13 protein-coding genes are annotated in these 12,630 nt (G+C 63.2%); 8 read left to right on the top strand and 5 right to left on the bottom strand.

Features of this window, described 5'->3' with window-relative positions; genetic code table 11:
• Positions 1-114: 114 nt before the first annotated feature.
• Positions 115-1,416 carry an NCS2 family permease gene (locus ACSQ3S_RS19070; RefSeq protein WP_176650787.1) on the top strand — a complete coding sequence of 434 codons (1,302 nt, stop codon included), beginning with the start codon at positions 115-117 and terminating at the stop codon, positions 1,414-1,416.
• Positions 1,417-1,508: 92 nt separating this feature from the next.
• Positions 1,509-2,372 carry an outer envelope protein gene (locus tag ACSQ3S_RS19065; RefSeq protein WP_436143431.1) on the top strand — a complete coding sequence of 288 codons (864 nt, stop codon included), beginning with the start codon at positions 1,509-1,511 and terminating at the stop codon, positions 2,370-2,372.
• Between the two features lie 6 nt (positions 2,373-2,378).
• Here ACSQ3S_RS19065 and ACSQ3S_RS19060 read toward each other — a convergent pair whose 3' ends face one another.
• Positions 2,379-3,191 carry a beta/gamma crystallin-related protein gene (locus ACSQ3S_RS19060; RefSeq protein ID WP_413447269.1) on the bottom strand — a complete coding sequence of 271 codons (813 nt, stop codon included), beginning with the start codon at positions 3,189-3,191 and terminating at the stop codon, positions 2,379-2,381.
• A 160-nt stretch (positions 3,192-3,351) separates the two neighbouring features.
• On the opposite strand from ACSQ3S_RS19060, the gene ACSQ3S_RS19055 reads away from it, so the two are divergent.
• Complete coding sequence (locus ACSQ3S_RS19055; RefSeq protein WP_436143430.1) at positions 3,352-4,854, top strand: Lcl domain-containing protein; 1,503 nt, start codon at positions 3,352-3,354, stop codon at positions 4,852-4,854.
• A 110-nt stretch (positions 4,855-4,964) separates the two neighbouring features.
• Positions 4,965-5,807 carry a transposase gene (locus ACSQ3S_RS19050; RefSeq protein ID WP_436143429.1) on the top strand — a complete coding sequence of 281 codons (843 nt, stop codon included), beginning with the start codon at positions 4,965-4,967 and terminating at the stop codon, positions 5,805-5,807.
• A gap of 48 nt (positions 5,808-5,855) precedes the next feature.
• Here ACSQ3S_RS19050 and ACSQ3S_RS19045 read toward each other — a convergent pair whose 3' ends face one another.
• Positions 5,856-6,314, bottom strand: a complete 459-nt coding sequence (locus tag ACSQ3S_RS19045) for an Lrp/AsnC family transcriptional regulator (protein ID WP_176650792.1) — start codon at positions 6,312-6,314, stop codon at positions 5,856-5,858.
• Positions 6,315-6,440: 126 nt separating this feature from the next.
• Between ACSQ3S_RS19045 and ACSQ3S_RS19040 the strand changes: the two genes are divergently transcribed.
• Entirely contained in the window at positions 6,441-6,725 is a 285-nt protein-coding gene (locus ACSQ3S_RS19040; RefSeq protein ID WP_176650793.1) for a hypothetical protein, read from the top strand.
• Here the strand turns inward: ACSQ3S_RS19040 and ACSQ3S_RS19035 are convergent.
• Entirely contained in the window at positions 6,715-8,013 is a 1,299-nt protein-coding gene (locus tag ACSQ3S_RS19035; RefSeq protein WP_176650794.1) for an NCS2 family permease, read from the bottom strand. The genes ACSQ3S_RS19040 and ACSQ3S_RS19035 overlap by 11 nt on opposite strands.
• A 123-nt stretch (positions 8,014-8,136) precedes the next feature.
• On the opposite strand from ACSQ3S_RS19035, the gene ACSQ3S_RS19030 reads away from it, so the two are divergent.
• The 3 genes from ACSQ3S_RS19030 to ACSQ3S_RS19020 are packed head-to-tail and all read left to right on the top strand — an operon-like array spanning position 8,137 to position 11,590.
• Complete coding sequence (locus tag ACSQ3S_RS19030; protein ID WP_176650795.1) at positions 8,137-8,490, top strand: STAS domain-containing protein; 354 nt, start codon at positions 8,137-8,139, stop codon at positions 8,488-8,490.
• Positions 8,487-9,455, top strand: a complete 969-nt coding sequence (locus tag ACSQ3S_RS19025; protein WP_176650796.1) for an MBL fold metallo-hydrolase — start codon at positions 8,487-8,489, stop codon at positions 9,453-9,455. The genes ACSQ3S_RS19030 and ACSQ3S_RS19025 overlap by 4 nt, the downstream gene beginning before the upstream one ends.
• Positions 9,456-9,463: 8 nt before the next feature.
• Positions 9,464-11,590 carry a CHASE2 domain-containing protein gene (locus ACSQ3S_RS19020; RefSeq protein ID WP_436143428.1) on the top strand — a complete coding sequence of 709 codons (2,127 nt, stop codon included), beginning with the start codon at positions 9,464-9,466 and terminating at the stop codon, positions 11,588-11,590.
• On the opposite strand, the gene ACSQ3S_RS19015 is transcribed toward ACSQ3S_RS19020, so the two are convergent.
• Positions 11,587-12,174, bottom strand: a complete 588-nt coding sequence (locus tag ACSQ3S_RS19015; RefSeq protein ID WP_436143427.1) for an OmpA family protein — start codon at positions 12,172-12,174, stop codon at positions 11,587-11,589. The two genes, ACSQ3S_RS19020 and ACSQ3S_RS19015, sit on opposite strands and share 4 nt — an antisense overlap.
• Before the next feature lie 3 nt (positions 12,175-12,177).
• A complete protein-coding gene (locus ACSQ3S_RS19010; RefSeq protein ID WP_176650799.1) occupies positions 12,178-12,615 on the bottom strand; it encodes a FecR family protein in 438 nt (145 codons plus the stop codon).
• Between the last annotated feature and the right edge of the window lie 15 nt (positions 12,616-12,630).

Below are 12,630 nucleotides of genomic sequence, written 5' to 3'. Positions count from 1 at the left end.
TATGCCACCACAGCGATTTCAAGAAGTGGCCCCTGAGATAAGGTCTATGCCGATTGTTCCCATGTTTAATCGGCGGACGACACATAAGTAGTCAAAATAGAACACGGAGACATCATGTTAATTCTAGAGAAGTTCTTTAAGCTGAAAGAGAACGGTACCGACGTGCGCACCGAATTGGTCGCAGGCCTGACTACCTTCCTGACGATGGCTTACATCATCTTCGTCAACCCCTCCATCCTCGGTGACGCCGGCATGCCCAAGGGCGCTGTCTTCGTCGCCACCTGTATCGCGGCAGCGCTGGGCTGTCTCATTATGGGCCTGTATGCAAACTATCCGATTGCCATGGCGCCGGGCATGGGGTTGAACGCCTACTTCGCTTACGTCGTGGTCAAGGGCATGGGCATGCCCTGGGAAATGGCGCTGGGCGCGGTCTTCATCTCCGGCTGCCTGTTCGTGTTCGTCAGCGTATTCAAGCTGCGCGAGATGATCGTCAACGGCATCCCCCATTCGATACGCACCGCCATCACCGTCGGCATCGGCCTGTTCCTGGGTTTGATTTCGCTGAAGAGCGCGGGCATCGTCGTCAGCAGCCCTGAGACGCTGGTGCGCGTGGGCGACCTGCACAAGGCACCCACGCTGTTGGCCATTGTCGGCTTCTTCATCATCGTCGCATTGGACCGCCTGAAGGTAAAGGGCGCGATCCTGATCGGCATCCTGGCCGTGACGGTGCTGAGCTTCTTCGTCGGCGGCAACCAGTTCAACGGCATCGTCGACACGCCGCCGTCGCTGGCGCCCACCTTGTTCAAGCTGGACCTGATGGGCGCGATCTCGGTCGGCCTGCTGAACGTGGTGCTGGTGTTCTTCCTGGTCGAGCTGTTCGACGCCACCGGCACGCTGATGGGCGTGGCCAACCGCGCAGGCCTGCTGGTCAACGGCAAGATGGAACGCCTGAACAAGGCGCTGCTGGCCGACAGCTGCGCCATCGTCACCGGCTCGCTGCTGGGCACCTCCAGCACCACCGCCTACATCGAAAGCGCCGCCGGCGTGCAAGCGGGCGGCCGTACCGGCCTGACCGCCGTCGCCGTCGGTGTGCTGTTCCTGGCCTGCTTGTTCATCTCGCCGCTGGCCGGCGTGGTGCCGAGCTACGCCACGGCGCCCGCGCTGCTGTACGTGTCGTGCCTGATGCTGCGCGAACTGGTCGACATCGACTGGAGCGACACCACCGAATCCGTGCCCGCGGCAATCGCGGCACTGACCATGCCGTTCACGTACTCGATCGCGCTTGGCGTGGCTTTCGGCTTCATCTCCTACGCGGTGCTGAAGCTGTTGACCGGCCGGGTGCGCGAAGTGCGTCCAGTGATCTGGGCGATCGCTTGCGTGTTCACCTTCAAGTTCGTCTACCTCGGCGCAGGCTGAGGAACCAACTCTTCTTCTCCCGATTGATCTCTGTCCGGCGCCCGCAATGGCGCCGGCTGGGACAGTCACGTTCAAAAATATGGAAAACTAAAATGAAAACGAGACAAATTCCACAACTGCTGTGCACCGCCTTTCTGAGCCTGGCCGGTTCGGTCCACGCCGCCGACTGGAGCGACACCTCCGTCAGCTGGCGCTACGGCACCGACTACCGCGAGCCGTTCAACAGCCAGGACATCGCCAAGAACATCGTGGCGCTGACTCACGTCAGCGGCTACAAGTACGGCACCAACTTCTTCAACGCCGACTTCCTGATGTCGGATAAAAACGATCCGGCGTCGCTGACGCAAAAGTCCGGCGCCAACGAAGCCTACATCCTGTACCGGAACACCGTGGACCTGAGCAAGGTGACCGGCACCGAATACAAATTCGGCCCGGTGCGCGGCCTGGGGATCACCGGCGGTTTCGACGTCAACACCAAGAACGACGTGGGCTACAACTCGCGCAAGCGCATGTTCGTGCTGGGACCGACCTTCATGTGGGACGTGCCGGCCGGCCATTTCAACACCAGCCTGTTGCTGATCAACGAGAGCAACGCGCCGAGCGGCGCCTTCCCTCCGATCTCCACCGTCACTGGACGTTATACCTACAAGACGCATGCAATGCTGTCGTCGGAATGGGGGATTCCGTTTGGTTCGCTGTGGGCGTTCGAAGGCTATGCGAACTTAATCGCGTCGAAGGGCAAGGACGAAGTGGGCAACGATACCGGCGCAGAGACCAATATCGACATGCAGGTGATGTTTGATGTGGGGGCCGCGATTGGCCACGCGAAGAATACCTTCCGAATCGGCGTCGAGTATCAATACTGGCGCAACAAGTTCGGCAACACCTCGGCCACCACCGGCGGTCAAGGCTATGTCGCCAAGACGCCGATGATACGGGCCGAGTACCACTTCTAGACTACATTAAGTCCGGGGTTCGCCAGTGCGGCTGTTGACGGCGATGGAGTTCCCCGGTGGCGCGGTCATTTGCACGCGGTGCTCCTGGCCGCGATAGTTGTAGGTCACGTCCCAGTATTGCGGCTTCTGGTTTTCGACGTTTTCGCAGCGGCGCACATCGCGCTCGGAGGTCTGAGTGCTATTACGGTTGGCCACATTGTTGCCGATGGCCGCGCCGGCGATCGCGCCACCCGCGGTGGCGACATCGCGTCCCGTGCCGCCGCCGACCTGGTGGCCGAGGATGCCGCCGATCAGCGCACCGGCGATGACGCCGCCGGCACTGGTGCCGCTGCGCGCGGGCTCGGTCACCTGCTGGCGCTCGACCCAGCAGCGTTGCTCAGGCGTGCCGACCACGGCGTGCACCGAGGTAATCGGCACTTCGATAATGCGCTCGCTCGGACGGCGGCGATATTCATTGGTAGGCTGCGGCAGCGGCTCCGGCGCTTCATTTTCATAGCGGTCGCGGCGGCCGAGCGGGCGCACCGACGAGATGCGATCATTCATGCCCATGCCGCTCAGCGACTCGTAGCTGCCGCGACGCAGCACCATGCAGTGGCCGCGGAAGTTGGAGTCATCGCACACTTCCCACTGGCCGCGATCGACCACCACCGACGAGGCGCGATCGTTGAAACCGTTGCGGGTAAAGTCCCGCACTTGTTTGTTGGCGGTGAAGGCGCGGCCGCGCCAGCCGTCGTGTTCGTAGAAGGTGATTTGTGCAAAGGCTTGCGTGGTCATGCCCAGCGCTGCGACGGCTATGGCGATTTTCAGTTTGTTATTCATTTTTCTTCTCCGTTGTGGATGGTCTTGAGGCGCTGCCAGCATGAGCCGTTTGTGACGTGCGTTCTGTGCGCTTGTGCACATAAAGCATATTTCCAATATAAAAATTCTATTACCCGAAGGGAAAACTGGAGGATACTTGGCGTTAAAGGGGAGAGCGGCCATGATTCGTCATCGTTATTGGATGTTTGCGCTTGTATGGGGCCTGCTGGCGGGGTGCGGTGGCGGAGGAGACGGGGGCGCCAGTCCTGGCCCGACGGCGGTCGCGACGACGCCGAACGCGCCGCTGACGGCCAGCGTGGCCGGCAAGGTGACGGTCAAGGGCGGCGCGCCGCTGGCGGGTGTGGTGGTGACGGCCTACCAGACCAATAACCACACCTCGGTGCAGGCGACCACGGACGCCAACGGCAACTACAGCTTCAGCGGCCTGATGACGGGTACCCAGACGCGCTACGAAATCTGGGCCACCAAGGCGGGCTACGGCTTCTATCCGGTACCGGCCAACGGCAGCGCCACCGCGCTCAAATCCGATCACAACGCCTTGTACCGGATGGTGCTGTCGTACATGGCCACGTCCGGCAGCAACGTCACCGGCGGGAACTTCGACGCTTATGACGGCAGCAACCGGCTGCTGAACCTGGCCGCCAGCGGACAGCAAACCAGCTACGCCGCCGGCGACGACGGCGCGTTGAAAAACGGCCTGGCGTGGCCTACGGGGCGCTTTGTCGATCTGCAGAACGGCAGCGTCAGCGACAAGCTGACGGGATTGGTCTGGACCCGCAACGCGGCTTGCTTCAGCGCCCGCAACTGGCTGGACGCGCTTGCGGCGGTCAAGCAGATGGCCAACGGCATGTGCGGCCTGAGCGACGGCTCCAAGGCCGGCGACTGGCGCTTGCCGAATGTGATCGAGTTGGAAAGCCTGGTCGATATCTCGCGCAGCAATCCGGCGCTGGCTGGAGGGCACCCCTTCCTCAACGTGGCCGGGCCTTACTGGAGTTCGACCACTTACCGCGGCGTCACCGAAGAAGCGTGGGTGATCGATTTCAAGGACGGCCGCTACGTCAACGACTTGCTGAACAATCTGAAGGCCACGTCGCCCAACGGCGTGTGGGCGGTGAAGAGCGGGGGCAGCGGCAGCGTGAATTTGATGGCCACCGGCCAGTTCATCGTCTATGCTGCCGGCGACGATGGCGATGTTCGCAGCGGCGTGGGGCAAACCTCGCTGCGCTTTGTCGACGGGGGTAACGGCACTGTCAAGGATACTGTAACGGGGCTGGTGTGGCTGAAGCAGGCCAACTGTATCCGTCAATCGTGGGCCGGTGCGCTGGCCGCTGTACGGGCGCTGTCGCAGGGACAGTGCGGGTTGACCGACGGATCGAGCGCAGGCAACTGGCACATGCCGAACCGCGCCGAGATGCTGAGCCTGACCGACCGCGCGGAAACCAATATGGCTTTGCGCTTCAACTCCGTGTTCCAGAACGAGGAAAAGACGGCGATAGAGCAGGCGGCGGTATTCAACAACTTCGTCGAGCTGGAGTTCTACTGGACTTCCAGCACCGACTTCGCCGACCCGACGCAGGCCTGGACGGTATTCAGCTGCGACTACGGCGTCTACAGCATCCTGAAAGGCAACACCGGCTACACGCTGGCGGTGCGCGGTCCGTAAAAAAAAGCGGGGTCAGTTCCGGCATCGTGCCACGTACGCCAGAGGCATGATTGAGTCCGCAATTGAGTTAAATCAGCGTATGTCGAGGCTGGCGGGACTAGGGTGTGTGAATGACACGTCCACTTCGCATAGAGTTCGCCGGTGCGCTGTATCACGTTACCTCACGTGGTGATCATGGCGAAGCAATTTATCGTGACGACGCCGATCGAATGGCGTGGCTCGATATTTTTGCGATCGTCTGTAAGCGATTCAATTTTGTCATCCATGCGTATTGCCAAATGACGAATCATTACCATGCGGTCGTTGAGACCGTCGAGGGTAATCTGTCGCAGGGAATGCGGCAGTTGAACGGCTTATACACTCAGCACTTCAATCGTCGGCATCGTCTGTCGGGACATCTTTTTCAAGGGCGCTACAAAGCAATTTTGGTTCAAAAGCAAGGCTATTTGTTGGCGCTGTCACGGTACGTGGTGCTCAATCCGCTTCGAGCCCACCTGGTGCAGTTGCCGGAAGAGTGGGTATGGAGCAGCCATCGATATCTGATGGGGATGGGCGACCGTCCAGAGTGGCTCGACAAAGAATGGTTGTTGGGGCAGTTTGGCTCGACGCGCAGCCTGGCCATAGAGCGGTATCGTCAGTTTGTGATGGATGGGGTGGGGCTGGATAGTCCATTGAAGCGAGTCTGCCATCAGCTTATGTTAGGCGACGAGTCTTTCGTCGAACACCATCGAAGCTGTTTTGAGGACGCGTCTTTGAAAGGTATTTCCAAAGCCCACCGACGGGCAGCCGCTCGGTCACTGGAAGAATATCGGCTTCAATTTTCAGACAGGGATCAGGCGATGGCGAACGCGTATTTTTCTACCGTATTCACCATGGAGCGAATTGGCGAGTTCTTCGGCGTTTCTTTGAGAACGGTGAATCGCGCGGTAAAGAAATATGACGGTAAGCTCTGACGTGGCAGGTTGCCGGAACTGACCCCGCCTTTTTTAGAGTCCGCTGTCTTATGGCTCCACCGAATGGGCGCGCTTCAGGCAGCGCAGCACGAAGGTGGAGCGGCTGTGGCGCAGGCCGGGCAGCTTGTAGAGTTTGCGGCGCAGGAATTCTTCGTAGCCCGCCGTACCGGCTACAGCCACCTTGATCAGGTAGTCGTATTCGCCGGTCAGTAGATACGCCTCCATCACTTCCGGCAGATCGGCCAGGGCCTGGCCGAATTTTTCGAAGATGTCGTCGTCGTGCCGGTCCAGCGTCACTTCGATGATGACCGTGTCCGGGTAGCCCAGCGCCTTCTGGCTGAGTAGCGCCGTGTAGCCTTCGATCATGCCGCCTTCCTCCAGCGCGCGCACGCGGTTCCAGCACGGCGTGGTCGACAGGCCGACCTTTTCGGCCAGCTTGGTGTTGCTCAGGCGGCCGTCCTGGCGCAGTTCACGCAGGATGCGGCGATCGAGTTCGTCAATTTCCATGGGATAGTTCCGCAAAAGATGAATATCCCATGTATTCTATATTATTCGGGACATCGTCCTTTAAATTGACATAAGCGGAGCAAATTCAGGAAGCCTATTTTGCCGCTTCCCGGATATTCTGGTGGCATGAATACCACACAAAAAAGCTACCGTTTTTGCATAGAGCCGGACGATCCGATCGCCACGCTGGAAGCCGTGCTGGCGATTGTGCGGCGGCTGGGGATAGAGTTGCGCAGCCTGCGCACGACGGCCACCGCGCAAGGGGTGGACGTGCAGCTGCGGTTGGCGGCGGCGGAGGAAGATCCGCTGACGCTGTGCCGCATGCGGCTGCACAACGTCATCGGCGTGCTGGCGATACGCGAGATGCCCACCTTGGTGGCATCCCGCGAGAGGACAGCAGTTAGCCAGTAAGGTAAGCGTATTTGAACAGGAACACGCCGGCGATCACCCACACCACCGGCTTGACCTCGCGCGCGCGGCCGGTCAACAACTTCAAGCCAGCGTAGGTGATGAAGCCGAACGCGATGCCATGGGCGATCGAATAGGTGAACGGGATCACCAGCGCGGTGATGGCCGCCGGCACGCTCTCGGTGGTCTCGTTCCAGTCCACGTCGACCAGGTCGCGCAGCATCAGGCAGGCGACGAACAGCAGCGCCGGGGCGGTGGCGTAGGCCGGCACCACGCCGGCGATGGGCGCGAAGAACAACGCCGCCAGGAACAACAGCGCGACCACCAGCGCCGTCAACCCCGTACGGCCGCCGGCCTGCACGCCGGCCGCGCTTTCGAGATAGGCGGTGGTGCTGGAGGTGCCCAGCATCGAGCCGGCCACGATGGCGCAGCTGTCGGCCAGCAGCGCCTTGTTCAGGCGCGCCATCCGGCCGCCGACCAGCAGCCCCGCGCGGCTGGCCACGCCCATCAAGGTGCCGGTGGCGTCGAACAGTTCAACCAGGAAGAACACCAGCACCACATTGAGCAGGCCGATGTTGGCGGCGCCCTTCAGATCCAGCTGGAGCAGCGTCGGCGCCAGCGACGGCGGCATCGACATGAAGCCGTGAAAGGTATTCCCGCCGTAGAAAAAGCTCAGCACCGTCACGGCGATGATGCCGATCAGTAGCGCGCCCGGCACCCGCAGGCGGTCCAGCGTGACGATCAGCAGGAAACCGGCCACCGCCATGATGGTCTGCGGCTTGTGCATGTCGCCCACGCGCACCAGCGTTTCAGGGCTGGCGACCACCAGGCCGGCGCTCTTCATCGCGATCAGCGCCAGGAACAGGCCCAGGCCGACGGTGATCGCCACCCGCAGCGAGTGCGGAATGCCGTTGACGATCTGTTCGCGCACCTTGAACAGGGTCACCAGCAGGAACAGGCAGCCCGAGATGAACACGGCGCCCAGCGCCGACTGCCACGGCACGCCCATGCCCAGCACCACGGCATAGGCGAAGTAGGCGTTGAGCCCCATGCCCGGCGCCATGCCGATCGGGTAGTTGGCGTACAGGCCCATGATGATGGTGCCCAGCGCGGCGGCCAGGCAGGTGGCGACGAAGACGGCGTCCTTCGGCACGCCGGCGTCGCCCAGGATCGCGGGATTGACGAAGATGATGTAGGCCATCGTGAGGAAGGTGGTGATGCCGGCCACCACTTCGGTGCGGACATTGCTGCCGTGCTCTGCGAGCTTGAAATATTTGTCGAGCGGCCGCATACGTTCCCCTTGGGAATTGCTTCTTGCACAAAAAAGATGCGAAAATACCAAAATAACTACTGATATTTGGTACACTTTAACCCTTAATCAGTATCTCACGAGCACGGAGCACGGGTCATCAACATGGAACTTCAGCCACGACAAGAGGGGCGCACGCTGGTGCTGAGCCCAGCCGGCCGCATCGATCATACGCACGCGGATGCCTTCAAACTGGCGCTCGATCCGCATCTGCGCGACTGCACCAGGGATGGCGCGCCGATGGTGATCGATTTCGCCGGCGTCAATTACATCAGCAGCATCGGCTTGCGGGCGCTGATGGTGGCCATCAAGCAGGTCAAGGCGCAGGGCGGCCGCATGGTGCTCGCGGCGCTGCAGCCGCTGGTGCTGGAGGTGTTCACCATCAGCCGTTTCGACATGCTGTTCGAGATATTCCCGGACCGCCCCGCAGCGCTGGCCGCCGTCGGCGGCGCTTCATGAAGGCCCGCATCTGGGGTGCGCGCGGTTCGCTGCCGGTCGCGCTGAATCACAAGCAGATCCGTTCCAAGCTGGTGAAGGCGCTCGAGGGCGCCATCGGCCGCAATCTCGACACGCCGGAAAAAGTGGCGTCGTATATCGACAACGACCTGGGCTTCGACGTGCGCGGCACCTACGGCGGCAACTCCAGCTGCGTCGAGGTGGAAGTGTGGGATCCGGACACCGTGCACGAGCACATCATCCTCGACCTGGGTTCCGGCGTGCGCGCGCTGGCCGGCGCCAAGCTGGCCAAGTATGGCCCCGCCAAGCCGCAGACCTACCATGTGTTCATGTCCCATCTCCATTGGGATCACATCATGGGCTTCCCGTTCTTCACGCCGGCCTACATACCTGGCAACCGCATCATCATCTACGGCTGCCACAAGGAGCTGGAGACGGCGTTCCGCCGCCAGCAGGAGCCGATCAGCTTCCCGGTCGGCTTCCATCAACTGGGCGCCACCATCGAATTCGTCACCATGGAGCCGGGCGTGCCATTGAAACTGCACGACGTGACCGTGACGGCCAAGCTGCAGCTGCATGCCGGCGACTCCTACGGCTATCGCCTTGAGCACGGCGGCAAGAGCATGATCTACAGTACCGATTCCGAGCACAAGCTGGATAACGCCGCCGAGCGCGTGGCCTTCGTCGATTTCTTCCGCGACGCCGACCTGGTGATCTTCGACGCCATGTATTCGCTGGCCGATTCCATTTCGGTCAAGGCCGACTGGGGGCATTCCAGCAATGTGGTCGGCGTCGAGCTGTGCCAGCTGGCGGGCGTTCACCAGCTTTGCCTGTTCCATCACGAGCCTATCTACGACGATGCGCAGATCGCCAGCGTGCTGGCCGAAACGCGCCGCTATGCCGAGATCACCGGCGAGGCGCCGCTGGAGATCGTCTCCGCCTACGACGGCATGGAAATCGAACTGTAAGCGCGGCCATGCTGCAACGCTTGCAAACCCGGGTCCTGGGCGGCCTGCGCGCGGGCCAGGGGCGGCCGTTGGCGCTGGTGCTGGCGGGCCTGCTGGCGTTGGCCTTGTCCATCGGCGGCGACGGTCCGCTGCCGCAGCTGCGGCTGGCCCTATTCGACGCCTATCAGGTCCATCTGCCGCGCCAGCGCGCGTCCGGACCGGTCCAGATCATCGCCATCGATGAAGCCTCGCTGAAGCAATTCGGCCAGTGGCCATGGCCTCGCACGCGCCTGACGGAACTGATAGAACGCATCGATGCGCAGCGGCCGCTGGCCATCGGGCTGGATATCCTGATGCCGGAGCCGGACACCACGTCGCCGGAAGCGCTGGCCGCCCGCCTGCCAGCGGGCGCGTTGCGCGATGGCCTGGCCGCGCTGCCGGCCTACGACGACGTGCTGGCAACGGCCATGCGGAGGGCGCCGACGGTGCTGGGCGCGGCCGGCTTCGCCCATCCCGAGCCGGGTACCAGCGATGCGCTGCGCGTCTGGCCGGTGCACGTGAACGGCATGAGTGCCGCGCCGCTGCATGTGATGACGCATGTGATGAGATTCCCGCAAGCGATGTCCAGCCTGCCGTTGCTGCAGGCGGCGGCCAAGGGGCAGGGCTTGTTATCGGTGAACCTGGAGAAGGGTATCGTGCGGCGCGCGCCGCTGGTAGGCGCGGTCGGCGAGACGCTGGTGCCGGCTTTTTCGATGGAGCTGCTGCGCGTGGCCACCGGCGCCAAGGCACTCGAAATCGAAGCCGGTTCCGACGGCGTGCACAGCGTGTCGGTAGGCGACCTGCGGGTGCCGACCTTGCCCGACGGCGCGGTCTGGGTGAATTTTTCCTCGCCGGCGATGGACCGCTACATCTCCGCGCTGGACCTGATGCAGGACCGTCTCGACCCGGCCGCGCTGCAAGACAAGATCGTCATCGTCGCCATGACCGGGCTGGGACTGACCGACTACAAAACCAACGCCCGCGGCGACTTCATGCCCGGCGTCGACACGCACGCGCAGATGATCGAGAGCTTCTTCGACGGCGCCTTCCTGCGCCGGCCCGGCTGGATGCGCGCCGCCGAGGTGGCGTCGTTCGGCATCTTCAGCCTGCTGCTGGTGTGGCTGATGCCCGGCTTGCGGCTGCGCGTATCGGTGCCGATAGGAGCCGTCATTGCGCTGGGCATGTTCGGCGGCGGCGCGCTGCTGTTCGCGCGCGCCGGCTTGCTGTTCGATGCCGCCGCCGTGGACTGCGGCCTGGGCGTGGTTGGCCTCAGCCTGTTGACCAGCATGCTGGCGGCGGCCGTGCGCGACCGCAAGCTGAGCGAGCACGCGCTGCAGGCGGCGCGTGTGTCGGCCGCGAAGACCGCCGGCGAACTGGGCGCCGCCCGCCGCATCCAGATGGCGACGCTGCCGCAGGCCGCGCAGTCCTTCCCCGGCGAGCGCCGCTTCACGCTGGATGCCTTGCTGGAACCGGCGCGCGAGGTGGGCGGCGACCTGTATGATTTTTTCATGCTCGACCGCGACCGCGTCTTCTTCATGGTCGGCGACGTGTCGGGCAAGGGCCTGCCGGCCAGTCTGTTCATGGTGGTGGCGAAGGCGCTGTCCAAGAGCGTCGCGCTGCGCGGCACCGATGGCATGGCCGCCATCATGAACGGCGCCAACCGGGAGCTGTCGCGCGAGAATCCGGAGATGCTGTTCGTGACCAGCGTGGCCGGCATCCTCGATGCCTCCACCGGCCAGGTCCTGCTGTGTAACGCCGGCCATGACGCGCCGCGCCGGTTGATGGCCGATGGCCGCATCGAGCTGCTGCGGCCCGCCGATGGGCCGCCGCTGTGCGTGATGGATGATTTCGAATACCCGGTCCAGGAATACCAGCTGCAGGCGGGAGAGTGCCTGTGCCTGACCACCGACGGTATCAACGAGGCGATGGACGAGGCGGGGAATTTGTATGGCAACGAGCGGCTGGACCGGCTGCTGGGCGGCATGCCGACGGCGTCGCCGCCGGCAGCGGTGGTGCAGGCGGTGCGCGACGATGTGCGCCGGCACGTGGGCCAGGCTGAAGCCTCGGACGACCTGACCTTGCTGGTGCTGCGCTGGGACGGCGCGGCAACAAGCTAACGGACGCGGATCTCGACGCGGCGGTTGCGCGGCTCGTCGACGCCGTCGGCGGTCGGCACCAGCGGCTCGCGTTCGCCCCGGCCTTGCACCACGATGCGTTCTTCGTCGATGCCGGTTTCCACCAGCATGCGCTTGACCGCGGCGGCGCGGCGCAGCGACAAGGCGTCGTTGTATTCGCGCTTGGCCACGGTATCCGTATGGCCGATGACGATGATCTCGGGAGCAGGGCGCGACCCCAGTTGCGCCTTGACGTCCGCCAGCCGCGCCGCCGATTCGGGCACCAGGTCGTCGGTGTCGGTGGCGAAGTAGAGCGTGAACACGGCCGCGCGCTGCGGCATCGCCGACAGCACTGTCTCGTAGCGGCTCCTGATATCGGCCATGTCGCCGATGCTGACGGTAGCGCCTTTGCTATCGATGGAGGCGACCTGGTACGGCTTGTCTAGCACCGTATCGGCGCCCGCCGTGGAGATGATCACCGCGCTCGGCTTGCCGTCCTGGTTGGGCAGCAGCGTGATTTGTTCGGCGGGTGTGCGTTGTTGCGAGACGGCGGCGATCAGGCAGGCGATCCAGATTAACATCGCCATCGATTATTCTCCGTCCTTGACGTCGATGACGAATTCGGTGCCGCGCACTCCGAGGATGGAAGTCGGCGTGCGGAACTGCACCGCGCCCGGCGATTGCTTGGGCAGCTTGCCGGAGATGACGCCCAGCGTGCCGCGTTTGACGGTGGCGTCCAGCGTGCCCTCGTGCGAAGTCGGGTCGAAGGCGTATTTTTCCAGCCACACGTTGCTGTTCGGCCCCACCGCCAGCAGCGTCTCGTCGCGCAGCGTGATGCCGACGCTGCCGTCGGCGCCGGTGATCACGCGGTCGCTGGGCATCAGCGACGCACCGGCGCTTGCCGGCGACTGCTTGCCTTCGCGTTCGATAGTCGCTTTGCCCTTGGTGGTCTTGACCATGCCGGCGGGCGGTTCGGCGGCATGGGCGGAAGCGATGACCAGGACCGCTGCCAGTGCGGCTTTCAACATGTTTCTTCTCCTTGG

It is taken from the genome of Duganella sp. LjRoot269 (genome assembly GCF_964254095.1).
Classification (GTDB): Bacteria; Pseudomonadota; Gammaproteobacteria; order Burkholderiales; family Burkholderiaceae_D; genus Rugamonas; species Rugamonas hordei.
This window is presented reverse-complemented; position numbering and strand designations above follow the sequence as displayed.

Bases quoted from the DNA above. Each gene is read 5' to 3' on its own strand.
- ACSQ3S_RS19045 (WP_176650792.1), bottom strand. From the start codon at position 6,314: ATGGAAATTGACGAACTCGATCGCCGCATCCTGCGTGAACTGCGCCAG.
- ACSQ3S_RS19060 (WP_413447269.1), bottom strand. From the start codon at position 3,191: ATGAATAACAAACTGAAAATCGCCATAGCCGTCGCAGCGCTGGGCATG.
- ACSQ3S_RS19015 (WP_436143427.1), bottom strand. From the start codon at position 12,174: ATGGCGATGTTAATCTGGATCGCCTGCCTGATCGCCGCCGTCTCGCAA.
- ACSQ3S_RS19020 (WP_436143428.1), top strand. From the start codon at position 9,464: ATGCTGCAACGCTTGCAAACCCGGGTCCTGGGCGGCCTGCGCGCGGGC.
- ACSQ3S_RS19065 (WP_436143431.1), top strand. From the start codon at position 1,509: ATGAAAACGAGACAAATTCCACAACTGCTGTGCACCGCCTTTCTGAGC.
- ACSQ3S_RS19025 (WP_176650796.1), top strand. From the start codon at position 8,487: ATGAAGGCCCGCATCTGGGGTGCGCGCGGTTCGCTGCCGGTCGCGCTG.
- ACSQ3S_RS19070 (WP_176650787.1), top strand. From the start codon at position 115: ATGTTAATTCTAGAGAAGTTCTTTAAGCTGAAAGAGAACGGTACCGAC.
- ACSQ3S_RS19040 (WP_176650793.1), top strand. From the start codon at position 6,441: ATGAATACCACACAAAAAAGCTACCGTTTTTGCATAGAGCCGGACGAT.
- ACSQ3S_RS19030 (WP_176650795.1), top strand. From the start codon at position 8,137: ATGGAACTTCAGCCACGACAAGAGGGGCGCACGCTGGTGCTGAGCCCA.
- ACSQ3S_RS19035 (WP_176650794.1), bottom strand. From the start codon at position 8,013: ATGCGGCCGCTCGACAAATATTTCAAGCTCGCAGAGCACGGCAGCAAT.
- ACSQ3S_RS19050 (WP_436143429.1), top strand. From the start codon at position 4,965: ATGACACGTCCACTTCGCATAGAGTTCGCCGGTGCGCTGTATCACGTT.
- ACSQ3S_RS19055 (WP_436143430.1), top strand. From the start codon at position 3,352: ATGATTCGTCATCGTTATTGGATGTTTGCGCTTGTATGGGGCCTGCTG.
- ACSQ3S_RS19010 (WP_176650799.1), bottom strand. From the start codon at position 12,615: ATGTTGAAAGCCGCACTGGCAGCGGTCCTGGTCATCGCTTCCGCCCAT.